At 60.9% G+C, this 24112-nt stretch carries 20 protein-coding genes; 4 read left to right on the forward strand and 16 right to left on the reverse strand.

The window, feature by feature from the left end:
- The first annotated feature begins 12 nt into the window (after positions 1 to 12).
- Positions 13 to 714 carry a DNA repair protein RadC gene (gene radC, locus HHJ17_RS01135; protein ID WP_296504729.1) on the forward strand — a complete coding sequence of 234 codons (702 nt, stop codon included), beginning with the start codon at positions 13 to 15 and terminating at the stop codon, positions 712 to 714.
- Positions 711 to 1367 carry a Smr/MutS family protein gene (locus HHJ17_RS01140; RefSeq protein WP_296504731.1) on the forward strand — a complete coding sequence of 219 codons (657 nt, stop codon included), beginning with the start codon at positions 711 to 713 and terminating at the stop codon, positions 1365 to 1367. The genes radC and HHJ17_RS01140 overlap by 4 nt, the downstream gene beginning before the upstream one ends.
- A gap of 7 nt (positions 1368 to 1374) precedes the next feature.
- Here HHJ17_RS01140 and HHJ17_RS01145 read toward each other — a convergent pair whose 3' ends face one another.
- The 12 genes from HHJ17_RS01145 to HHJ17_RS01200 form a co-directional block, all read right to left on the reverse strand.
- Positions 1375 to 2520, reverse strand: a complete 1146-nt coding sequence (locus HHJ17_RS01145; RefSeq protein ID WP_296504733.1) for an aminotransferase class V-fold PLP-dependent enzyme — start codon at positions 2518 to 2520, stop codon at positions 1375 to 1377.
- A 262-nt stretch (positions 2521 to 2782) separates the two neighbouring features.
- Positions 2783 to 5302 carry an FtsX-like permease family protein gene (locus HHJ17_RS01150; protein ID WP_296504736.1) on the reverse strand — a complete coding sequence of 840 codons (2520 nt, stop codon included), beginning with the start codon at positions 5300 to 5302 and terminating at the stop codon, positions 2783 to 2785.
- Positions 5303 to 5377: 75 nt separating this feature from the next.
- Positions 5378 to 6670, reverse strand: a complete 1293-nt coding sequence (locus tag HHJ17_RS01155; protein ID WP_296504738.1) for an MFS family transporter — start codon at positions 6668 to 6670, stop codon at positions 5378 to 5380.
- 156 nt (positions 6671 to 6826) lie between these two features.
- Complete coding sequence (locus HHJ17_RS01160; protein ID WP_296500274.1) at positions 6827 to 7441, reverse strand: response regulator; 615 nt, start codon at positions 7439 to 7441, stop codon at positions 6827 to 6829.
- Entirely contained in the window at positions 7438 to 9600 is a 2163-nt protein-coding gene (locus tag HHJ17_RS01165) for a PAS domain S-box protein (protein WP_296504740.1), read from the reverse strand. The genes HHJ17_RS01160 and HHJ17_RS01165 overlap by 4 nt, the downstream gene beginning before the upstream one ends.
- A gap of 94 nt (positions 9601 to 9694) precedes the next feature.
- The gene (locus HHJ17_RS01170; RefSeq protein ID WP_296504741.1) at positions 9695 to 10543 is read right to left on the reverse strand and encodes a formate dehydrogenase accessory sulfurtransferase FdhD; all 849 of its coding nucleotides are present in this window, start codon (positions 10541 to 10543) and stop codon (positions 9695 to 9697) included.
- Between the two features lie 66 nt (positions 10544 to 10609).
- Positions 10610 to 11011 carry a hypothetical protein gene (locus tag HHJ17_RS01175; RefSeq protein WP_296504744.1) on the reverse strand — a complete coding sequence of 134 codons (402 nt, stop codon included), beginning with the start codon at positions 11009 to 11011 and terminating at the stop codon, positions 10610 to 10612.
- Positions 11012 to 11030: 19 nt separating this feature from the next.
- Positions 11031 to 12200: a formate dehydrogenase subunit gamma gene (locus HHJ17_RS01180; RefSeq protein WP_296500281.1), complete on the reverse strand. Its 1170-nt coding sequence runs from the start codon at positions 12198 to 12200 to the stop codon at positions 11031 to 11033.
- A 12-nt stretch (positions 12201 to 12212) separates the two neighbouring features.
- Positions 12213 to 12434: a hypothetical protein gene (locus HHJ17_RS01185; RefSeq protein WP_296500282.1), complete on the reverse strand. Its 222-nt coding sequence runs from the start codon at positions 12432 to 12434 to the stop codon at positions 12213 to 12215.
- Positions 12431 to 13063 carry a formate dehydrogenase FDH3 subunit beta gene (fdh3B, locus tag HHJ17_RS01190; RefSeq protein ID WP_296500284.1) on the reverse strand — a complete coding sequence of 211 codons (633 nt, stop codon included), beginning with the start codon at positions 13061 to 13063 and terminating at the stop codon, positions 12431 to 12433. Before fdh3B ends, HHJ17_RS01185 begins: the two co-directional genes overlap by 4 nt.
- 10 nt (positions 13064 to 13073) lie before the next feature.
- A complete protein-coding gene (locus HHJ17_RS01195) occupies positions 13074 to 16034 on the reverse strand; it encodes a formate dehydrogenase subunit alpha (RefSeq protein ID WP_296500287.1) in 2961 nt (986 codons plus the stop codon).
- A gap of 33 nt (positions 16035 to 16067) precedes the next feature.
- Entirely contained in the window at positions 16068 to 16277 is a 210-nt protein-coding gene (locus HHJ17_RS01200; RefSeq protein WP_296500288.1) for a formate dehydrogenase, read from the reverse strand.
- A gap of 469 nt (positions 16278 to 16746) precedes the next feature.
- On the opposite strand from HHJ17_RS01200, the gene HHJ17_RS01205 reads away from it, so the two are divergent.
- Entirely contained in the window at positions 16747 to 18120 is a 1374-nt protein-coding gene (locus HHJ17_RS01205) for a sigma-54 dependent transcriptional regulator (protein ID WP_296500289.1), read from the forward strand.
- Positions 18117 to 20210: a HAMP domain-containing sensor histidine kinase gene (locus tag HHJ17_RS01210; RefSeq protein WP_296504746.1), complete on the forward strand. Its 2094-nt coding sequence runs from the start codon at positions 18117 to 18119 to the stop codon at positions 20208 to 20210. Before HHJ17_RS01205 ends, HHJ17_RS01210 begins: the two co-directional genes overlap by 4 nt.
- A gap of 24 nt (positions 20211 to 20234) precedes the next feature.
- On the opposite strand, the gene HHJ17_RS01215 is transcribed toward HHJ17_RS01210, so the two are convergent.
- The 4 genes from HHJ17_RS01215 to HHJ17_RS01230 are packed head-to-tail and all read right to left on the reverse strand — an operon-like array spanning position 20235 to position 24087.
- Positions 20235 to 20858: a molecular chaperone gene (locus HHJ17_RS01215; protein ID WP_296504747.1), complete on the reverse strand. Its 624-nt coding sequence runs from the start codon at positions 20856 to 20858 to the stop codon at positions 20235 to 20237.
- 2 nt (positions 20859 to 20860) lie between these two features.
- Complete coding sequence (locus HHJ17_RS01220) at positions 20861 to 22972, reverse strand: 4Fe-4S binding protein (protein WP_296504749.1); 2112 nt, start codon at positions 22970 to 22972, stop codon at positions 20861 to 20863.
- Positions 22899 to 23537 (reverse strand): DUF3306 domain-containing protein, encoded by a 639-nt coding sequence (locus HHJ17_RS01225; protein ID WP_296504750.1) that lies wholly within the window; start codon positions 23535 to 23537, stop codon positions 22899 to 22901. Before HHJ17_RS01225 ends, HHJ17_RS01220 begins: the two co-directional genes overlap by 74 nt.
- On the reverse strand, positions 23530 to 24087 hold the full coding sequence (locus HHJ17_RS01230; RefSeq protein WP_296504752.1) for a DUF3305 domain-containing protein: 558 nt from the start codon (positions 24085 to 24087) through the stop codon (positions 23530 to 23532). The genes HHJ17_RS01225 and HHJ17_RS01230 overlap by 8 nt, the downstream gene beginning before the upstream one ends.
- Positions 24088 to 24112: the final 25 nt, after the last annotated feature.

The raw sequence follows: 24112 nt of genomic DNA on the forward strand, positions 1-24112 counted from the left end.
AAAGCCCTGCTCATGCCCCTCAAAGACCTTCCCCCTGATGCGCGTCCGCGCGAAAAGCTGCTGGCGCGCGGCCCCGGTGCCCTGAGCGACGTCGAGCTGCTGGCGATCCTGCTGCGCACCGGCATCCAGGGCAAGGGCGTGCTGCAAATGGCGCAAGAACTGCTGCAACTCAAGACCAGCAGCAACGAGCATGACGGGTTTGACGGCATCGCCGGCCTGCTGCATGCCACCTCTGACGACCTCAAGCGCATCAAAGGGCTGGGGCCAGCCAAACGGGCCGAGATCGTGGCGGTGCTGGAGTTGTCGCGCCGGGCGCTGGCGCAGCAGCTCAAGGAGCGCACCGTGTTTGCCACGCCGGATGCCGTCAAACATTACCTGCAGCTGCACCTGGCGGCCAAACCGCATGAAGTGTTTGCCGTGCTGTTCCTCGACGTGCAAAACCGGCTGCTGGCGATGGAAGAACTTTTTCGGGGAACATTGACCCAAACCAGCGTTTACCCGCGCGAAGTGGTGCTGCGCGCCCTGCACCACCAGGCGGCGGCCGTGGTGCTGGCGCATAACCACCCGAGCGGTACGGTGCAACCCTCGCGGGCCGACGAGGTGCTGACGCAGACCCTGAAAACGACACTGGCGCTGATTGATGTGCGGGTGCTGGACCATGTGATCGTGGCGCCCGGCGAAGCCCTCTCCATGGCGGAACGAGGTTTTCTATGAGCAACAAGCCGGTAACGGTCAAGAGCTTGGCCGATCTGAAACTGGTCAAGCGCGAAATTGAAGCCCAAGCGCAGCACCAGGCGGCGCTGGCGGCCGAGTTGGCCCGTGCCCGGCTTCAGGCCGTCAGTGAAAAAAATCTATTCATTCAGGCCGCTGGCGTGGTCAAGCCCTTGCCAGACAAGCGCCGCGTGCTATTAAAAAAAGAGCCCCCTGCGCCGCGCCCGATGCAATACGAACAGGATGAGAAAGCGGTGCTGATTGAGGCGATCAGCGACGAATTTGATGTTGGCACCCTGCTGGATGTGGACGATCTGTTGAGTTTTCGCCGCCCCGGCATCGGGCCCGATGTCACCCGCAAGCTGCGCCGCGGGGACTGGTCGATCCAGCGCCAGCTCGACCTGCATGGCCTGCGCCGGGACGAGGCCCGCGAGCAGCTTAGCTTTTTCATCCGCGAAGCGCACAAACATGGCATTCGCTGTGTGCGCGTGGTGCACGGCAAAGGGCTGGGCTCACCGGGCAAAGCGCCGGTGCTGAAAAGCCGGGTCCATAGCTGGCTGGTGCAAAAACAGGAGGTGCTGGCCTTTGTGCAGGCCAAACCCGCGGATGGCGGCGGCGGCGCGCTGGTGGTGCTGTTGATGGCGTCGCGCGGCTGAACGAACGCTAGGTCAAGGCCGGCACTAACAAAATCTTGTCCAGCGCAACGGCCAATTGCCCCACGGTACGGTCCACGTTGTGCCATTTTTCCAGGCCGAACAAGCCGACCCGAAAGGTCATGAAGTCGGCCGGTTCGTCACACTGCAGCGGCACACCGGCGGCCGTCTGTAGACCCTCGGCCAGGAACTTGCGGCTGGATTGGATTTCGGGGTCGTCCGTGTAGCTGACCACCACCCCCGGCGCCTTGAAGCCAACGGCGGCCACGCTGGCGATGCCCCGGCTCTCGAACAGCACACGCACCTGGGCACCCAGATCAATTTGTTCGGCGCGTACCTTGCCAAAGCCGTAGGCCTGAGTTTCCTTCATCACCTCGCGCAGGCGCGTCAGCGCATCGGTTGGCAGGGTGGCGTGGTAGGCATGGCCGCCGTTCTCGTAGGCTTCCATGATCTGCAGCCACTTTTTCAAATCGCAGGCAAAACTGGTGCTGGTGGTGGACTCGATGGCGAGGCGGGCGCGCTCACTCAGCATCACCATGGCGCAGCACGGCGAACTGCTCCAGCCTTTTTGCGGCGCGCTGACCAGCACGTCCACGCCGGTATCCCGCATGTTCACCCACATCGCGCCCGAGGCAATGCAGTCCAGCACGAACAGACCGCCCACCGCGTGCACGGCCTCGGCCACGGCGCGCAGGTAGTCATTGGGCAGGATCATGCCGCTGGCGGTTTCGACATGCGGCGCAAAGACGACATCGGGTTTTTTCTCGCGGATCGCCGCCACCACCTCGGCAATGGGCGCGGGCACCCAGGGTGCCTGCTTGTCCGTGCCGACCCGCCGGGCCTTCAGTACGGTGGATTCAGCGGCGATATGCCCCATCTCCAGAATCTGCGTCCAGCGGTAGCTGAACCAGCCATTGCGCAGGATCAACACCTTTTTGCCACCGGCAAACTGGCGGGCCACCGCTTCCATGCCGAAGGTGCCGCTGCCCGGCACCAGCACGACCGACTTGGCGTGGTACACCTCTTTCAGAATGCTGGAGATATCTTTCATCACGCCCTGAAAATTTTTGGACATGTGATTGAGCGCGCGGTCGGTATAGACCACGGAGAATTCGAGCAAACCATCGGGATCGACATCGGACAGAAGACCGGACATGGGTATCTCCTTTTTCAGTTGAGATCGGCACTGGCCGGACGGCCAGGCAATCGGGCTGGCCAGCTTAGCATGCGATTTGGCGGCTGAATTTGATACAACGCACGTGCGCAGGGGCAAAGCGCTGGCGCAGCATCGGCACCGAGGCTTCGCCGCCGAGTCGCTGAAACACGGTGTCAAACGGATGGTTGTTCCGAATATTTATAGTAAATCGACCTCTAGCCCCCGTATTCATTACGCAATAAGCTATTAATTACATAGCAAACTACTGCGCCGCCCGCCGCAGTGTCTCCACCACCGGGCGGCGCAGCACCTCACGCAAGCCCCACCAGCCCGCCGCCAGCGCCAGCAGCGCGCCGCTCAGGGAGCCAAACAAAGGCACCCACAGCGAGACCGTCCACTCAAAATCGAACACGTACTTGGCCAGCGCCCAGCCCACCGCCGTGGCCACCACGGAGGCCAGAAAGCCGGCGAGCAAGCCGACGCCGATCAGCTCGGCGCGCTGGACGTGGCGCAGCAAGCGGCTCTGCGCCCCGATTGCCCGCATGATGGCAAACTCGCGGGCCCGCTCTTCCCGCGTCGCCGTCACGGCCGCAAACAGCACCACCAGACCGGCCGCCAGCGTGAAGGCGAACAAAAACTCCACCGCACCGATCACCTGGTCCAGCACCCGCTGAATCTGCTTGATGGTGGTGGTCATGTCCACGCTCGTGATGTTGGGAAAACTGCGCACCAGCGCATTGTCAAAACCCGGGGTCGCCGGTGCCTTGAACGCACTCATAAAGGTGGCCGACACATTCGGCAGCTGGCTCACCGGGTACATGACAAAGAAATTGGCCCGCATCGAGCCCCAGTCCACCTTGCGCAAGGACGTGACTTTCGACTCGGTTTGCACGCCACCCACATCAAATCGCAGGGAATCGCCCAGCTTGAGATTGAGGGTTTTGGCAATGCCCTCTTCGACGCTGATGGCGCCCTGCTCTTCCTCGGTCCAGCGGCCCGCCACCACATCATTTTGAGACGGCTTTTGGGCGCTGTTGGAGAGGTTGAACTCGCGGTCGACCAGCCGCTTGGCCCGGTCGTCCACGTAGTCATCGGGGGTGACCGCCTTGCCATTGACGGCCACCAGCCGCCCGCGAATCATGGGGTACCAGTCAAACTTGGTGACCCCTCCGTCGCGCAAGGCCTTGACAAACGCCTCGCCCTGTTCCGGCATGACGTTGATGACAAAACGATTCGGCGCATCCGCCGGCGTGGCCTGGCGCCAGCTGCTGATGAGGTCGGTGCGCAGCAGCACCAGCAGCACCAGCGCCAGCAGGCCCACCGCCAGGGCACTCACCTGCACCACCGCAAAAGCCGGGCGGGCCGAAATCTGCCGGGTGGCCAACACCAGCCAGCGCGGCGCGGTGCTCTCGTTCACACTCCAGCGCAGCAGCTTGACGGCCAGCCAGCTCAACACCGCGAACACCAAGGTCGCCGCCGCAAAGCCGCCGACCGCGATCAGGCCCAGCTTGACATCGCTGCTCGCCGCTAGCAGCAAGGTGGCAAAACCGGCCACGCCCAGCCCCAGCACACCCAGCGAGACGGGTTTAAGGTTGCCGACATCACGGCGAATCACGCGCAGCGGCGGCACCTGGGCCAGCTGCAGCACCGGCGGCAAGCCAAAGGCCAGCAGCAGGGTCAGCCCCATCCCCAGACCAAACAGAACCGGCCAGAGGCCGGCCGCCGGCAAAGCGGCATCCACCAAACCGGCCAGCAGCAAGACGAAAACATGGTGCACGGCGTAGCCAAAGACCACCCCCAAGCCGCTGGCCAGCAGGCCGATGACGGTGAACTCGAAGGCATAGCTTGAGGCGATGGTGCGCTGGCTCAAGCCCAGCACGCGCAGCATGGCGCAGTCATCCAGATGGCTGGCGGCAAAGCCGCGCGCCGCCAGCGCCACCGCCACGGCACTCAAGAGCGCCGCCAGCAAGGCAATGAGGTTGAGAAACTTCTCGGCCCGCTCCAGCGTCTGCCCCAATTCGGGACGGCCGTTCTGCAGCGACTCGACCCGCACACCGCGCACCTGCGAATTTTTGGCTTCGTCCAGCGCCCAGGTCACAAAGTCCTTGACCCGGCGGTCCTCACCCGCCACCGCCATCCGGTAGCTCACGCGGCTGGCCGGCTGGATCAGTTTGGTGGCCGCCACATCAGCGCGATTGATCATGACACGCGGCGCAAAATTCATGAAACCGGCACCCCGGTCCGGCTCATTGACAATGATTTTTGCCACCCGCAGGCTGGCGTCGCCCAGCAGCAAGACATCCCCCATCTGGACGCTGATGCCTTCCAGCAAAGGCGCCTCGACCCAGGCTTCACCGGGGGCAGGGATGTTCTTGGTCAAGATGTCCGGCGCACCGGGCTGGTTCGTGACTTTGAGGCTGCCGCGCAAGGGGTAACCGGGCTCGACAACCTTCAGGGCCACCAGCTTGGTGCCGCCGCCCTTGGCGTCGCTGGCGCGGGCCATGGTGGGAAAGCCCAGGGTTTGGACCACGTCCAGGCCCAGTGCGCGGGCCTTGGCCGCAAACACGGCCGGCGTCGGGTTGTCGCTGGAAATCACGGCGTCGCCGCCGAGCAACTGGCGTGCATCGCGCTGCAAACCGCCTTTCAGCCGGTCGGCAAAAAAACCCACGGCGGTCAAGGTCGCCACCGCCAGCGTCACGGCAACAATGAGTAAACGCAGCTCACCGGAGCGCAGATCGCGCCACAAAGAACGCCAGCCCAAACGCCAAAAAGAAATATTCATGGCGCTACCTTAGCGCACTCAAAGGCTGGTGGCTGCGCGCAACAGGTTTTACCCTGCAGCAAGGGCCTGATTAGCTCAGTGGTCGTGATGCAGGTACTTGGCCTGCTTTGGCAAACTCAGACTGACCAGGAAGGCCAGCACCATCATGCCCGTGACATACCAATAGAACGCCGACTCATGGCCGATGGACTTCAGGCCCAGCGCCACATACTCGGCCGACCCGCCAAAGATCGCGTTGCCCACGGCATAGGAAAGACCGACGCCGAGCGCCCGCACTTCAGGAGGAAACATTTCGGCTTTCACGATACCGCCGACGGAAGTGTAGAAACTGACGATGGCCAGGGCCAGCATGATCAAGGCACCCGCCGCGACCGGACTGGCAATGCTTTGCAGGGCCGTCAAAACAGGGACGGTGACCAGCGCGCCCAGTCCGCCGAACAACAGCATGTTTTTACGCCGGCCAATGCGATCGGACAGTGCGCCGAACACCGGCTGCATGCACATGTAGAGGAACAAACACACCGTCATGACGAGACTGGCGGTCTTGATCGACATGCCGGCCGAATTCACCAGGTACTTTTGCATGTAGGTCGTGAACGTGTAAAAAATCAGCGAACCGCCAGCGGTAAAGCCGAGCACGGTAAAGAACGCTTTTTTATGGTGTTTGAATATCGCGGCGACACTGCCCGCCGCTTTATTGCTGCGCGACTCTGCCGTCGTGGTTTCGTGCAAGGTGCGACGGAGCAGCAGGGCCACCACCGCCGTCACCGCGCCAATGACAAAAGGAATGCGCCAGCCCCAGGCCTTGAGTTCGACTTCCGTCAGGAACTGCTGCAGGATCACGACCACCAGCACCGCCAGCAGTTGCCCGCCAATCAGCGTCACATATTGGAACGACGACAAAAATCCGCGTTGCCCGCGCATGGCCACTTCGCTCATGTAGGTGGCCGTCGTGCCGTATTCACCTCCGACCGACAAGCCCTGAAGCAGTCGCGCCAGGAGCAGCAACACGGGCGCGGCGGCGCCAATGCTGGCATAGGTGGGCAGGCACGCGATCATCAGTGAGCCCACGCACATCAGCATGACCGAGATCACCATGGAGTTCTTTCGGCCATGCCGGTCGGCGATGCGGCCAAACAACCAGCCGCCAATAGGGCGCATCAGAAAGCCGGCGGCAAACACCCCGGCGGTATTGAGCAGCTGCGCGGTTGGATCTGATTTCGGAAAAAACGCAGGTGCAAAATAAATGGCGCAAAAGGCGTAGACGTAAAAGTCGAACCACTCGACCAGATTGCCGGACGATGCGGCAACGATGGCGAAGATGCGTTTGCGCTTTTCTTCAAAGGTATAGGGCAATAAGGCGGTCATAGGGGGTCTCCTTTTTTTGGGCTACGCGTCAGCTTGTGTGGCGCGTCTCAGCCTGTAACAGGGATTTTCCCAAGGGGACCGTGTGGCGTCGTCCGTAGCGTGCCCAGCCTTGTCTGCGTATTTCTACTGAGAAACTACGGCTTGCAAGGGAGCGCTTTACAGTTCGTTGTCGCGCAGGAAACGGTCGAGTTCGTTGCTGTTGGCCACCGCCAGCTTGGCGAAGACATGGGCGCGGTGGGTTTCGACTGTGCGCAGTTCCAGTGGCGCCAAATCGAGGGCAATCCGCTTATTGGGTTTGCCTTGGGCGACTTCCCGGGCCACCTGCTTCTCGCGGGGCGTCAGTTTGTCCCACCGCGTTTGCGCCTCTTGCTGGCTCCGCTGCCTGAGCGCCAGCTCGGCTGCTTTCTGCAGCGCCAGCTGAACTGTTTTCAGCAAGTGTTCATCGTTGCAGGGCTTTTCCAGCCAACCAAACGCGCCCTTCTGCACGGCATCCACCGCGATGGGGATGTCGCCGTGGCCCGAGAGGAAAAGCACCACCATCGCGCTCTGTCGCGCCCGCAATTGCTCAAAAACCTGCAGCCCGCTCATGCCCGCCATGCGCAAGTCCAGAATGACGCAGCCGGCGCGTTTTAAATCGGCAGCGGCCAGGAACGCTTCGCCCGAGTCAAAGGTCTGCACCGCATGACCGCGCGACAGCAACAACAGTCCGAGGGAGCGACGCACCGCGTCGTCGTCATCGACCACATAAAGATTGAGATGCGTGTGATTCATGACATGGACTCCAACTGGAGCGTAAAGATGACACCGCCGCCTTCACGGTTCTCGAAAGACAGGTGACCCCGATGGCTTTCGACGATGGTGCGGCAAATATTCAAGCCCAGCCCCAAGCCGTCCACCTTGGTCGTGAAGAAGGGATCGAACAGCTGGTCGGCAATGTCCGCGGCAATGCCCGGCCCACGATCCGCCACTGTAATAAAAACGGCCCCACCCACACAGGTGGCATCGATCTCCACCACGCGGCTGTCGACAGGGGTGTTCTGCATGGCCTGCAGGCTGTTGAGGACGAGGTTCAGTAACACCTGCTCCAGCAGCACCCGGTCACCCGGCACCAGGGGAAGCTGGGCCTGCACATGCGTGATGACACGTGCGTGTTGAACCCGAATTTCAGGCTTGAGCAAGGCCAGAACATTGGCAACCACGTCATGGATCACGCAGTTTTCAACGCCTTGGGTCCGCTGTCGCACAAAGCTGCGAATTCGTCGCACGATCTCGGCCGTGCGCTGCGCCTGGGCCATGATTTCTTCAAGACTGTTGACCAGCAAGGTTTGATTTCCCTGGGCCGCAAAGGCTTTCGCCGCACTCGCAAAATTACTGAGTGCCATCAAGGGCTGGTTCAGCTCGTGGGCCAGCGTCGAGGCCATCTCGCCCAGACTGGCCAGACGCTGGGCGTGCTGCAGTTGCTCGTCGTGCTGGCGCTGCCGTATTTCCGCGCGTTTTTGCTCGGAGATATCGACCACTGAACTCATCCAGCCGCTTTGCTTGCCCGTGGCGTCAATCAGCGGTGCCGTATAGACCATGGTATGCACGTCATGTCCATCCCGGTGGCGAACGCGTGACTCGAAACCGGTCAGTGCGGCCTGACCGCTCATCATCGCGTCATTGTCGTGCCAGTGTTTCTCCAGGTCGTCCGGATGCCAGTAAGGGTAAGGCGGCAGCCGGCCAATCAGTTCATCCGCCCGGTAACCCGTGATTTCGCTCAAGGCCGGATTGACGTAAATGATGTGCCCCTCAAGATCCCGGGCGCGCATGCCCACCAGCAGCGAATCCTCCATTGCCTTGCGAAAGGCGTGCGCCTCGCCCAGCTCCTGGGTTCGCTCGCGCACCCGCACCTCCAGCTCGCGGCGGGCATTGCGTTGCTCGGCAAACCTGCGCTCCCGCAACTGCAGGTAAAGCCCGCCCAATATGAGCAGACAGGCACCCAGCCCCCCCAGCATCCAGGTGCGATTGCGCGCACGCGTGACGGCCACGTAATCGGTCATCACCGTCAAGGTCCAGCCGAGATCGGGCAGGGTCTCGTCGACGGCAAGATATTGACGCGATTGGCCGTTGATGCGGGTCCGAATCAGGTAGCCCGGCGGGCCCTCGGTGCGCTCAACAAACCAAGGCACCCGAGGAAAGACTTGTCGGGCGCCATAGACTTCATGCTGGCGCACCCAGGCCAGATCGTCTTGACTCACCTCTGTCTTGGCCTGGTATAGCCACGGTGCATTGGAGCCCAGGAAAAAAATGCCATGCGCATCCGACAGCATGATCGGGTCGCGTGCCTTGGCCCACGTTTCCTGAATTTGGCGCAGGCTCACTTTGACGACAACAACGCCGAGAATCACGCCTTGATGTCGCACGGGCGCAGAGAGAAACAGGCCCGGCTCACCAGTCGTCTTGCCGACACCGTAAAACTGACCGTTGCGGCCCTGGCGGGCGTCAATAAAGTAAGGACGATTGGCGTAAGACTCGCCGACAAAGCCTTTGGGATCATTCCAGTTGCTGGCCGTGAGTGTGGTGCCCTGAAGGTCAATCGCATACAAGGCGTCGGATCCCGCGCGCCGGTTCACATCCTCCAGGTAACGGTTGGCACGCTGACGCCGTGCGAGGTCCTTGGGACTCGACAAAGCGGCGATCACATCGGGATGCTGCGAGGCCGTGAACGGCAAGTAGTTGTATTTGGCCGCCTCACCTCGCAAGCCCAAGGCGTGGACTTCTATAGCACGGTTAATCGAGTCAGACTGGAAATCAGCTTCCCGGTGTGCCGCCCACTGCCCGGCCCAAGCGATCAACAGCACCAGAAACACAATGGCAAAAGCCCAAAATGTCAGCTGACGGACGCTGGGTTTGACCGCGACAACAGATGTGTCAAGTAAGGGATCACGCATGGATTAAGTGGAGACGGGGGCACCGTATTGTGCAGGGTCGGGGACGTGCACCCGGTGGACATCAGCCAGATAGGCCATGCAGAAAAACCCGGCGTCACGCCGCTACAGGCAGCCTTGTGCCGGCCAGCTCGGGCTGTAACTGCAAACGGTCAGCACCGCTGTAGCAAAGAAAGCGCTTGTTGGTGGCGCGGCCAATGGTGCACAGCCCCAGGCGCTGCGCCACTTCATGGCCCATCTGGGTGATTCCGCTGCGCGAGACCACAATGGGCACCCCCATTTGGGCGGACTTGATCACCATTTCGCTGGTCAACCGTCCGGTTGTATAGAACACTTTGTCATCGCCCGCCATGGCTTGGGAGGCTTGCATCCACATCCAGCCGGCAATGGTGTCAATGGCGTTGTGGCGGCCTACGTCTTCCACAAACACTAGCATTTCTTCGCCCTGAAACAAGGCGCAACCATGCACCGAACCCGCTGATTTGTAGGTGCTCTCCTGCAGGCGAATGGCGTTGACGATGCCATACAGTTGCGATTGCATCAGGCTGGCCGCGGGCAAGACCAGCTTGTCCACGTCCGCCATCAAGTCGCCAAACACACTGCCTTGGCCACAGCCAGTGGTCACCACGCGTTTGGCGGTGCGCGCTTCAATGTCAGAAATACCCTGGCGCGTTTTGACGGCCGCCGCACCGACCTCCCAGTCCACCGTGATTGACTCGACCTCCTGCACAGACTGCACCAGTCGCTGGTTGCGCAAAAAACCCAGCACCAGCAATTCAGGATGAGCACCCAAGGTCATCAGCGTGACCAATTCACGCTTATCGACATAAACGGTGAGCGCGCGTTCGGCAGGAATTGAGATCGGCTGCTGCTCGCCATACTCGTTGACAGCAGCAACTGCGCAGGTCAATGGCGCACGCGCTTGGGTCAGGAAAGGTAGGGACATGAATGAGAGGCTACAACAAAAAAAAGCCGCCCCCTTGCAGGTCGGCTTTTTAAAAGGGAGGCGTGGTCAGGGCTTTTTGACGGGAGCAATTGCCGCGGCCGGCGTTTTGCTACTGGGTGGGCTGGTTGCGGTAGGCGCAGGTGAATGCGCACCGGACGCCTCCAGCGGCTTGACCACCTCAGGAGGGGTGTAGGAAAACGCGCCCGGGTCGGCGCAAGGCGGCATTTCTTTCGCCGGCTTGGTTTCCTTGTGAGCGGTTTTGGCCGTTTTGTAGTAGTGGGCCGCGACCCGATCCTGCGACTTGCAGCTCAGGTAAGCATCGACCTTGCCACTCCAGGCGGCTTTGGCTGCCGCTTCGGCCGCTTTGGCTTTGGCTTCATCCGACAGGGCGGGCAACTTGGCCATCACAGCGGTGGCGAACAAAAGTGAGCCACCAGTCAGCAACAGATATTTCAGAGTATTTTTCATACAGGCTTTCTCAAACTCTTCAAACTTGTACAGGTTGGCTGGAAACCGGCTTTTGCGAGCGCTGGGCCGGGATCTTGCCGGCCTGAATGTCCTGGTACCAAAGATCATGATGTTCCTTAGCCCAAGTCTCATCGACATAACCAGTTTTCATGGCCTTGTAGGCGCCGTGCATACCAATGGTGCCCATGTAGATATGCCCCAGGAACATCGCCATCATCAGAACGGTGGCCACCGCATGAATCATGTGGGCCAACTGCATGGTGCCGCGCTCGTAGATCAGCCCGGGAAGCAGTTTGTCCAACACCAGGCCGGAGCCCACCACGATCAACCCCAGAAACAAAACACCACCCCAGAAGAGTAATTTTTCACCCGCATTGAACCGGTGCGATGCCACTCCGTGGTCCGACAACATACCGCCCCCATGCACCAGCCAAGTGAAGTCTTCCTTGCGCGGCAGATTGTCTTTAACGAAGGTGCCCATCACCACCAGCAAAGACACGGCAAACAGGGGCCCTGCAAAATTGTGGGCATTTTTGAGCACGTAGGTCAACCAGCCAAACAAGGTACTGCCAATGACCGGGTGCAGAAAAAACTTGCCAAAGGCCATCACCAAGCCGGAAATGGCCAAAATACTGAAGGCAATGGCGTTGGCCCAATGCGCTGAGCGCTCAAACGGCGTGAAACGTTCAATCTGCCGCCCAGTCTCGGCGCCGTGCAGGGCGAGGCTGCCTTTGCGCCAGTAAAACAGGGCAATGGCACCCACCACAATCAGCAGCAAAGCGCCGCCGTAAGGAATGATCCAGTTGTTGCGCACTTGCCGCCAAGCCTCGCCCGCGTTGGTCAAACGAAAGCCCGGGTACTGCACAAAAGGTTGAATCAGATTACCGGCCTCAGGTGCCTGACTCACCGGCAGACTGCTGTAGCCGGTGACGCCGGAGCCCACCTGCCGCCACATTGGCGCATTGTTGCCAGGTTGCACTTTGGCACGCTCGCCGTTGCTTTGCGTTGCATAGCCTGGCTCGGCGCTGGCATCCGGCTTGACATCAAGAATGTTCTGGCTTTTGATGGCGCCGGTATCAGACGGCGCAACAACGGCTACAGGCGCATTGGGCGTCGGCGGTTTGTTTTGCGCCACCGCACTGCCCAAAATCAGGAACAGCAAGACGGCCGCAGTAAGGACTTTTTTCATCAGGACCTCCTGTCAGTTCATCCGGCTGTAGTCGTTCTGCCCATATTGGCTGCGGGCTTTCAGATGCGACTCCCAGCTAGCCTTGTCGCCTTGCTGCCAGCCGCCATCGGAAAAAGCCTTACCGGTGCCACTGTAGGGGGGCGCATCCAGCTTGCCAGCGCCCAGTGCTTGCGGCCGCTCACCACAAGCCGTCAACAGGGTTGCCAGGGCCGCTATCCACAGTGCATGCTTCATGATTTCGCTCCTTCAGGTGCCTTCACTGTCGGCTGCCCCGCTTGCTTGGAACCATAGGCGGTGCCCCAGCCCCAAACCTCAGCGCCTTTGCCGCGCTTGAGCACGCGGTTGCGGAAGATGTCAGCCACCACATCGCCATCTCCGGCGATCAAGGCCTTGGTCGAGCACATTTCCGCGCAAACTGGCAGCTTGCCCTCGGCCAGACGGTTGCGGCCATATTTCTCGAACTCGGCCTGACTGCCATTGGCTTCAGGACCACCGGCACAAAACGTGCACTTATCCATCTTGCCGCGTACACCAAAAGTGCCCTGCGACGGAAACTGCGGGGCGCCAAAAGGGCAGGCATAAGAGCAGTAACCGCAGCCAATGCACACATCCTTGTCGTGCAAGACCACACCTTCATCGGTACGATAAAAGCAGTTGACTGGACAGACCGCCATGCACGGCGCATCGCTGCAATGCATGCAGGCCACCGAGATGGATTTTTCACCCGGTACACCATCGTTGAGGGTCACCACGCGCCGGCGATTGACGCCCCACGGCACCTCATGTTCGTTCTTGCAGGCCGTGACACAACCGTTGCACTCAATGCAACGCTCGGCGTCACAAACAAATTTCATACGTGCCATATTTTTCTCCTTATGCCTTCTCGACGTTGCAGACCGTGGTCTTGGTCTCTTGCATCATGGTCACGCTGTCATAACCGTAGGTGGTGCCGGTGTTGATGGCCTCGCCGCGCACGATGGGCGCCGCGCCATTGGGGTAATAAGCCAGCATGTCAGCGCCTTGCCAGCGGCCGGAGAAGTGGAACGGCATGAACACCGTGTCCGGCCCGACGCGCTCGGTCACCAGTGCCTGCACATTGAGGCGCGCGCCGGTCGGGGTCGAGACCCAGGCCCGCTCACCATTGCGAATGCCTTTGTCCGCCGCCACCCTGGGGTTGATCTCGATGAACATCTCCTGCTGCAACTCGGCCAGCCACGGGTTGGAGCGGGTTTCTTCGCCGCCGCCTTCGTACTCGACCAGCCGGCCCGAAGTCATGATGAACGGGAACTTCTCGTGCACCTTGTCAGCGATGTTTTTATCCTGGATTGTCTTGAACAGGGTGGGCAAACGCCAGAACGCTTTCTTGTCGTCGTGGGTTGGATACTTGGCCACCAGGTCAGGCCGGATGCCGTACAAGGGTTCGCGGTGCTGCGGAATCGCATCGGGGAAATTCCACACCACGGCCCGCGCCTTGGCATTGCCAAACGGGTGGCAACCATGCACTTGCATCACCACGCGCTGGATGCCACCCGACATATCGGTTTTCCAGTTCTTGCCTTCAGCGGCCGTTTTCTCCGCCTCCGTGAGGTCGTCCCACCAGCCCAGCTTCTTGAGCAACACATGGTCAAACTCGGGGTAGCCGGTGGTGATATCGGCGCCCAAGGAGTGCGAGCCGTCCTCGGCCAGCAAATTCTTGCCGTCCCGCTCAACCCCAAAGTTAGCGCGGAAGTTACCGCCGCCTTCCATCACATGTTTGGAGGTGTCGTACAAATTGGGCGAACCGGGATGCTTGAGCGCGGCAGTGCCATAACAAGGCCAAGGCAAACCAAAATAATCACCGGTAAAGTCGTAGCCGGTTTCCTTGTCTTTGCCCCCTTTGGCCTTGAGCGTTTTCACGTCAAAGAGGTGCATGTTGCGCATGTGCGCTTTGAGGCGCTCCGGGCTCTGGCCGGTGTAGCCGATGGTCCACACCGACTTATTGATCTCGCGCAGGATGTCCTCCGGCATGGGTTCGTCCAGGCCTTTGACTTTTTGCATCTTGAAGTTCTTGGACAACTCTTTGCCGAAGCCAAGCTTGTCGGCGAACTGCTGCATGATCATGTGATCGCTGCGGCTCTCCCACAGCGGCTCGATGACTTTTTCGCGCCATTGAATGGAACGGTTTGATGCCGTTACCGAACCACTGGTTTCAAATTGGGTGGCTGCGGGCAACAAGTACACCGAGCGATTAGGATTCAAATCCTCTGCCTTGCCAGGCATGGCCGCCATCGCCGCCGTGGCCGAGGGATAGGGGTCCACCACCACCAGCAAATCAAGCTTGTCCATGGCGCGCTTCATCTCCAGACCCCGGGTCTGGGAGTTGGGAGAATGCCCCCAATAGAAAACGCCCCGCAAGTTGGAATCCTGGTCAATCAGTTCGTTCTTTTCCAGCACGCCGTCAATCCAGCGCGACACGGTGATGCCGGGCTTGCTCATCATGGCCGGCGTTGCAAACCGGCCCTTGATCCATTCAAAATCGACGCCCCAGGCCTTGGCGAAGTGTTTCCAGGAACCTTCTACCAAGCCGTAATAACCGGGCAGCGAATCGGGGTTGGGGCCGACGTCGGTGGCACCCTGCACATTGTCATGACCGCGGAAAATGTTGGTGCCGCCGCCCGACTTGCCGACATTGCCCAAGGCCAACTGCAAGATGCACGAAGCCCGCACGATGGCATTGCCCGTGGTGTGCTGGGTTTGCCCCATGCACCAAACCACCGTGCCGGGACGGTTCTCGTTGAGCCAAGTCGCCACTTTGAGAACCTGCGCTTCTTTGACGCCGCAGGCTTCTTCCACCTTGTCCGGCGTCCACTTGGCCAGTACTTCTTCCTTGATCTTGTCCATGCCGAAGACGCGGTCATTGATATACTGCTTGTCTTCCCAGCCGTTCTTGAAAATATGGTGCAGGATGCCGAACAAAAAGGCGATGTCGGAGCCGGAGCGGATGCGGACATACTCGTCGGCTTTGGCTGCCGTGCGGGTAAAGCGCGGATCCACCACGATCAGCTTGCAACCCGATTCCTTGGCGTGCAGCATGTGCAGCATGCTGACCGGGTGCGCCTCCGCCGCGTTGGAACCGATGTACAGGGCGACCTTGCTGTTTTGCATGTCGTTGTACGAGTTGGTCATGGCCCCATAACCCCAGGTATTGGCCACCCCGGCCACCGTGGTGGAGTGGCAAATACGGGCCTGGTGGTCGCAGTTGTTGCTGCCCCAGAAACTGACAAACTTGCGCAGCAGATAGGCCTGCTCGTTGTTGTGTTTGCTTGATCCCACCCAGTAGACGGAATCCGGCCCGCTGGCCTTGCGCAAATCCTGCAGCTTGGCGCTGATTTCGCTCAACGCCGTGTCCCAGCTGATACGCTCGTACTTGCCGTTCACCAGCTTCATGGGGTAACGCAAACGGTACTCGCCATGCCCGTGCTCGCGCAGGGCAGCCCCTTTGGCGCAATGGGCGCCGAGGTTGATCGGAGAATCGAACACCGGGTTTTGCCGAACCCAGACACCGTTCTCCACCACGGCATCCACCGCGCAGCCGACAGAGCAATGGGTGCAAACCGTGCGTTTGATTTCGATTTTTCCTTCACCGACCAACACGGAGCCGGGAGCGGCGCTGGCTTTTTTAACCAAGGTCAACTGGGAAGCGGCAAGGCCCACGCCGACCCCCAGGCCGGAGCGCCGCAAAAACGCACGCCGATCCATGGTGGGCAGCGCCTGAGACAAGCCGCGACGCAAACTGTGCACAAACGGGGAACGGGCAGCGGCATCGGCTGAACCAGATTTTTTAGTCAACAACATGGGACTCTCCAAAGTCGGCGAAATACGGTGAAATCAGACGAGTGTTGTCTTGTAATACTGCTTGACGTGGGCACTCAAAGAATAGCCCCCGCCTTTTTCAGGGGCTGGCTTGGCCTGCGGTTCGGCAGGCAAGGCAAGACCCGAAACGGACGGCATCAAACTGGCAACGGTCGCGATTGCACCAACGGTACTGGCGCCCGCAAACAGCGTGCGCCGCGACAACTTGGTCGTGGATTGAGTCATGCTTTATCTCCTCGAATGTTCCACCTAGGAACTGATCTGCATATTAAAACTTGGGGTGAATCTAACAATGTCTGACGGATTCGGCAAGTAGAAAAAAACCCTTTGCCTACGGCGGCCTGTCGTACCCTGTCATTCAGGAATCACATGAAGCACCCGCCTGACAAGCACTATAGTTTTAATTGCATAAGTCGTGCCAATCACAACATTAAAATTGCAATTCATATGAATCAATGACTTGCAACTTTTTCAAACAACAAGACCTATCTGCGCCCGACAACTTGACGACTATTTTGCGACAACTTGTCGCACAAAATGGCCGTTATAACTGCCAAGCCAGCGCCAAACACACTCCTGCCTCACGCTTGACAATTCGCAAAAAAAATACATACCCGAGTGATTTTGTCGGATGCCCCGATAAAATTTAGGCTCACCTTTATTGAACACAGTGCTCCAAACGCCCACCCACCCAATGAATGACAAGGCCAAAGAAGGCTGGCCTGACTGGTCCATCCTGATCGTGGATGACGAGCCCGGCATGCGGAATTTTCTGGTCAAGACACTGGTTCCCCGCTGCCACACCGTGATGAATGCCGGCAGCGCTGAAGAAGGCGCCGATATGCTGCAGAACCACCATATCGACCTGATCATTCTCGACATCTCACTGCCCGGCCGCAATGGCGTGAGCTGGCTCAAGGAGCTGCGCGAACAGGGCTTTTCGGGGCAGGTCATCCTGATCACGGCTTTTGCCGATCTCGATACCGCGATAGAAGCCCTGCGCGCAGGCGCCTCGGACTTTATTCTCAAGCCCTTTCGGGTGCCGCAGATTCTCAATGCGGTCAAACACTGCTTTGAAAATGCTCGTCTGACGCGGGAAAACCATGTGCTGCGTCACACCTTGTCCACCAGGCGGGATGTCAGCAATGGCCTGGTCGGCCACTCGCCGGCCATGCGCCAGCTGTCCCAGTCGCTGGGTCGGGTTGCGGCGGTCAACAGCACCGTGCTGCTGCAAGGCGAATCGGGCACCGGCAAGGAGCTGGTGGCCCACGCACTGCACGCCTTAAGCCTGCGCGCGCAAGGTCCGTTTGTGCCGGTCAATTGCGCCTCCATGTCGCCCGAACTGATCGAGAGCGAGTTGTTCGGCCACGCCAAGGGCGCTTTCACCGGCGCGACCAAGGCGCGCGATGGCCTGTTTTATTACGCGCAGGGGGGCACGCTATTTCTGGACGAAGTGGCTGATCTGCCATTGCCCTTGCAGGCCACTTTGCTACGGGCTCTGGAAGACCTCAAGATCCGGCCGGTTGGCAGCGAGAAACTGCTGCCAGTGAACGTGCGCATCATTGCCGCCACCAACCGTTCCCTGGTGGAAGAAGTGGCGGCCGGCCGCTTCCGCAAAGACCTCTATTACCGGCTGCAGGTGGTGGAAATCACGCTGCCGCCGCTGCGTGAACACAAAGAGGACATGGCCGATCTGGTGGCCCATTTCATGGCGCAACTGGCCCCCGTGCTGGGCGTGGCGCCGCTGGACATCACGCCCGCCGAGCTGGACTACCTGATGCAGTACCCCTGGCCGGGCAATGTCCGGGAGTTGCGCAACCTGATTGAACGCTCGCTGATTCTGGGCGCACTCAATGTCTCGGCACTGTATTCAGTCAGCCAGCCAGCGTTGCCAGCCCAGCCGGTCGCCGGCTTAAACCGCAGAGCCACCGACCTGCAGACCCTGGAAAAACAGCATATCTGCGCCATCCTCGATTCGGTACAGGGCGACAAAACACAGGCCGCCCAGATGCTCGGCATCTCGCGCCGCACGCTGGAACGGCGCTGCGCCGAATGGGCCGCCCCGTGACGTCAACGACCTCGGTGCGGCCGGCGCTATGGGCTTTGCTGACACCGCGCTGGATCGCCCGCTCCATCCGCAACAAGCTGCTGGCCATGGCACTGCTGCCCTTGCTGGTGGTGCTGCCCCTGCTGGTGGGCGCACTCGTCATCTGGGGCAATGCGGCCTACGACCGCCTGCTGATCACCAAGGTGCGCAGCGACCTGGCCGTGGCGCACGGCTATTTCGGCCAGGTTCTGGGCGAAGTCGGGTCCGGTACCCAGGCGGTGGCCGCGTCGCACACCTTGCACCTGGCACTGGCGCAGCATGACTTGCCCGGCTTGCACGCCCTGCTGACCAAGGAACGGGGTCGCCTGGGCTTTGACTTCATCAACCTCTACAGCCCACAAGGTGTGCTGCTGACCGCCGACTCACCCTTAAAGGAAGACAATGGCGGAACAGCGCGCCACTTTCAAGGAGCCATCGGGCAAACCAGTCTGGCCCGACTCGCTGCCAGCGAGCTGTTGGGCTTGGCACCCCAGCTGGCGGATCGTATTCAAATCCCGTTGATTGCCACGCGTGGTGCCGCCCCCACCCGTCGCACCATCGAAGACCGGGCACTGGTCATGCTCTCAACCATGCCGGTCCTGGGTGCCGACGGCAAAACCCTGGCCCTGTTGCGCGGCGGCGTGCTGCTCAACCAGAACCTGGGCCTGATCGACCACATCAACCGCATCGTCTATCCCGAGGGCTCGCTCCCCCTCGGTAGCCACGGCACGGCCACGCTGTTCATGGATGACGTGCGCATCACCACCAACGTGCGGCTGTTCCAGGACCAGCGCGCCATCGGCACCCGCGTGTCGCAGGCCGTGCGCGATGCCGTGCTGCAACGTGGCGACACCTGGCTGGACCGCGCCTTTGTGGTGGACGACTGGTATGTCTCGGCCTACGAGCCGCTGCTGGATGCCCGCGGCCAGCGGGTCGGCATGCTGTATGTGGGCTTTCTGGAAGCACCGTTCCGACTGGTCAAATACGGTCTGCTGGCCCTGATTGCCGGTATCTTCCTCCTTGTGATGCTGCTCGCCGCCGTGTTCTCGGTTCGCTGGGCGCGCAGCATCTTCCGGCCGGTGGAGCAGATGAATCGCACCATGCAACGTGTCGAAGAAGGCGACACCGGCGCGCGGGTTGGCGCCGTCGAGGCGCGCGACGAAATTGGTGCGTTGGCCAATCATCTCGACCAATTGCTCAACGTGATTGACGACAAGACCCGCACCCTGCAACGCGGTGCCGCCGAACTGGATGCCAAAGTGATTGCGCGCACGCAAGAGCTGGCCCAAAGCAACACCTCCCTGCAACAGGCCCAGCAGCAACTCATCAAGTCAGAAAAACTGGCTGCCATCGGCCAGCTGACCGCCAGCGTGGCGCATGAAATCAACAACCCGATTGCGGTGATGCAGGGCAATCTGGACCTGATGCGCGAACTGCTTGGCGAGCAGGCGCGGCCGGTGGCGGCGGAACTGCAGCTACTGGACCAGCAGGTGGACCGGATGCGGCTGATCGTCACCCAGCTGCTGCAATACGCGCGGCCCACGGACTATGCGGGCTACGTGGAGCCGGTGGATGTCAATCGCACCCTGAACGACTCGCTGGTGCTGGTCGGGCATCTGCTGGCCCACACCCGCATTGAGGTGGTGCGCGAGTGGCAGGCCACGAGCGTGGTCGGCATCAACGCCCAGGAGTTGCAACAGGTCGTGATCAATCTGCTGAGCAACGCCATCCAGGCCATGCCGGCAGGCGGCACCCTGCTGCTGCGCAGCCACGACCAGCGTGACCAGCAGGGTCGCCCCGGCGTCGTGATTGAGGTCTGCGATAGCGGCGCCGGCCTCAGCCCGGACACACAGGAGAAGCTGTTCCGCCCCTTCTTCACGACCAAAAGTGAAGGCAACGGGCTGGGCTTGTGGATCAGCGTGGGGCTGGTGGAACGCTATGGCGGCAGCATCCGCGGCGCCAACCGGCAGGAACGGGGGGAAGAGGCCCAGGGCGCCGTGTTCAGCATCTGGCTGCTGTGCGAACCGCAATCACCCGACAAGCAGGACGAGGCAGCCAGCCGGTCGGCCTGAACGGATCAATGCGCGGCTTCCCGCTCAGTCCAGCATGTCAAAGCCCTGCGCCTCAACCCCTATGAAGGCGCGGGTGAGTTCGGCCAACGCCGCATAAAACCGGGCTTTGGGGTGTTGCTGCAGGTCATCGCACATCAGCAGCACCCAGGGTTGCAGGTGATTGGCAAAGAACTCGCTTTGACGCGTGAGGTTGGCGACCGTCACATCTTCACCGGCGATCAGATAGCGCATGACCTCGCACAAGTAGGCCACGTGGTCTTCGGTCTCTGACATGCCGTCATCACGCGCCAGACCCAGATTCGCCAACTCGGTGCGCAGCCGGGCCAGCGGCTTCTCGTTCAGAAAACCGCTCAGGAAATGAGAGCCATACAGGTACACCTCGGGCTTGCTCATGCCGCCAAACAAAGTGTTGTATTCACTTTGAATGGCCGCGTCCGTCATCTCGCGGGCAACCCCCACCAGGGCGCGCCACGGTTCTTCCAGAAAGGCCCCGGCGGCGGGCGCATCGGTCGCAGCCACCCGCAGATTAGCTATCAATTCAGTAGCTGGTGGCGCATAGTACAAAAGGGCTAGCAGCCCATAAAGCTCTGAACGGGCGGTTTCTTCGTCAAGGGCGCTGGTTGGCATGGCGTTGGGTACTGGCATCATGGTCAGAGGTCCGTTATTTTGGTTTCGTTCTGGGCCGAGTAAATATCGATCACCCGGCAGTCGCTGCACATTTTCAGGCGTTCCAGCGCGGTGCCCTGAAACATGCTGTGACCGCTGAGCTTGCCGAGCATGGCCTCAATCGCTTTGAGCGTGCCAAAGGGTTTGCTGCAGCGCACACAGGCGTAGGGCTTCATCTCGTTGATCACGACCGCCTCTTTGCGCTGCGGCAGCAGGTTCAGTTGCGGCACCAGCGACAGCGCTTTTTCCGGGCAGGTCGTGACGCACAGGCCGCACTGCACACAGTTTTTCTCAATGAACTTGAGCTGGGGCGATTCCTGGTTGTCCTGCAAGGCACTGGCCGGGCAGGCGTTGATGCAGCTCAGGCACAGGGTGCAGGCGTCCTTGTCGAGTTTGAGCGCACCCAGTGGCGAACCGCTGGCGGGCAAGGCAATGCGTTCTGTTTTGACCGGCGCGTGCGCGATCAAATGGTCCAGCGCCAACTCCAGCGTGGCCCGCTTGTCGGCTTGCACCGCGAAGCCAGCGCTGCGGCTGACACATTGGGCCGGAACGGCCTGCAAATCGCCATCGAACGCCGCGAGGTCGCGGGCGTCCCGGGCATGCAGCACGCGGAAATGTTCGCCCTGGTAGCCCAGTCCCGTCAGGATGGCTTGTGCCACCGCCATCTGGCTGCGAATCGCCTCATGGTATTGCGGCGCTTCCTCTTCGGTCATCAGCACCCAGACCTGCGAGGCACCGTAGGCAATCGCCGTCAGCCAGACTTCCAGCCCGAGCGACGAGGTGTGCCACAGCGCAATCGGCAGCACGCGTGCTGGCACGCCATGCGTGCCATCTTGGGTGGCGCGCTCCAACTGCGCCAAACGACCCAAGTCACCCAGCAGGCGCGCGCCGCCCTCCTGGCTGTGCAACAGCAGCGCGGCATTTTTGCCGCCGCTGCGCGCATAGGTGCCGAGCAGGGTCTTGAACTTGACGCCCTGATCGCTGGCGCGCGGATAGGCATAGGTCAAGGCGCCAGTGGGACAGACCGTGGTGCAAGTGCCGCAGCCGACACACAGATTGGGATTGACCTTGATTTGCTGACGACTGCGGTCGCTGCTGATAGCCGACGCCGAACAGACGTCGATGCAGGCATGGCAGCCGGTTTTTTCATTGCGGCTGTGGGCGCACAGTTTTTGCTTGTAGACAAAAAACTTGGGCTTCTCAAACTCACCCACCAGCGCACGCAACTTCATCAGCGGCTTGAGGTCCCGGCCATCCCAGCGCAGGTAGCCCTGGGGCAGGGCATGCTGGGTGAAGGCCGGTGTGGCGCGCAGGTCAAGCACCAGATCAAACGTTTCGCTGGAGGTCTCGGGCTCCCGGCTGAAATCAATCGCACCCGCCACCTTGCACACCGTGACGCAGGACCGGTGCGATTGACACAAGTCCAGGTCAATTTGGTAATCCAGTCCAATGGCAGCTTCCGGGCACGCCACCAGGCAGGCGTTGCAACGCGTGCACAGGTCCAGATCAATCGGGTTGTTGCGCAGCCACTTGAGCTCAAAGGCCCCCAGCCAGCCAGTTAAAGACTGAATCTGGCCACCGAGCACCGGGTAACGCCGCTCCTGGGCGGCGCCCAAGTCCCCCGCGCCTTGCGTGAACAGGGTGATGTCGAGTTCATCCGCCAATAATTCGGCGGCACGTTCGGCGGCGCCCAACTCGCCAATGATCAGCAAGCGCCCGGCGCTCTTGTACGTGACGGTGGCCACCGGCTCAGGCTCAGGCAAATGCGCCGCCGCCAGCAGCGCCGCAATTTTCGGGCTGGCCTGGGCGGCGTCACGGCTCCAGCCGCCGGTTTCGCGGATGTTCACGAAACGAATCGGCGCGTAAGCCGCGCCGCGCTCGGCCCCAGTGGTCTGCTCGGCCAGTTCGGTAAACAGCCGTTTTTCCTGGGTACAGGCCACCACCACGTCGTCGCCCGACTGGATCGCCTTGAGAAAAGCGCCCGCCTCGCGGCGGCACAAGGTGGAATGCAGGGTCAGGGTTTCATTCAGTGCTGCGCCTAGGCTCCTGGGGTCCAGCGGCATGGTTTGGTTGCAATCGCATATCAGTGTGGTCATGGTCTACGCCCTGCTCTGAGGGCTTGTTCTCGGTAAGGTGTTCAGGGCCGGTGGATGGCAACGGCGGCGTCGACTGTGCCATGGATCGCGGCGTGGGGGTATGGGCATCATCCCCTACCCGGGTGGCGGGCGGGTCTTTGTCTTCTTCCTCAAACAGATTGAGAAACTTGGCACTGACCATTTGGCGCAGCATCGAGGCAGGCAAGGGATCGGGCTTGGAATAGTCGTCAATGTAGATGTCCAGCCGGTCCATCACGTTGAAATGGGGATCTGCAAACAGTTTTTTCATCGCGGCATTGCGCACCTCCGGCGCGACCTCACGCGCCACAAAGGGCTTGAAGTCGGATTCGGGCGTCAGATGCTGCACGTCTTCCAGCGTGGGCGGCGGGGGTGCTACCGGCGCAGGCTCGGCCGTCTGGGCGGCCAGCACAGCGGCAAGCGCTTCGTCGGGCTTGCTCTGCGGCGCCGCCACAGGGGTCGGCTTGGCGATGGGTTCGTCCAGCACCTTGCCCTCGCGCACCGCCTGCTTGCGCTGCGACCAGCGCCCCAGAAAACCATCAGCCACGGCCAGCCCCCGATTTTTTCTCGGTCGTGATCGACGCCGGATTACCAAAGCGGTCGGTCAAGGCCCGAAAACTCTCGGGTCGCTTGCGGCGTTTGGGTTCCGGCACATGGTGTTCGTCCACAAAGGACTTCAACCATTCCACCACCGGCGCCGGGGCCGGCAGTTGCTCCACAGTTTCCTGAGCGTCCAGCCAGCGACCGGCATCGTAATAACTCAAACTCACCACCTCGGGCTTGGCAATGGGTTCATCGGTGATGCCGGCCGCTTCTTCCATGCGCCACAGCACAAACCAGCCGGGCGCTTCCGTGGTGGCGTTGAGGTAGTAGCCTTCTGCATCATCTTTGAACAATTCGACCTTGTAGCCCGGGTGCAGCCAGCGTTCTTCGCTATCATTTTTATAGAGCAGGCGCGGTGTGCGGCCAAAGCCGTCCTCCTGCGGAACCACCTCCGCCAGCACCCAGCGCCAGGGTTGCCAGCGGCTCGATGGCCCGGTGGTGCGTTCACGGCGCATGACGACGGCGACTTCAATGGAGGGACGAATGTTGGGCATAGGGATTTGAATGTAACGGATTGAG

It is taken from the genome of Rhodoferax sp. (assembly GCF_012927445.1).
Taxonomy (GTDB): Bacteria; Pseudomonadota; Gammaproteobacteria; order Burkholderiales; family Burkholderiaceae_C; genus Rhodoferax.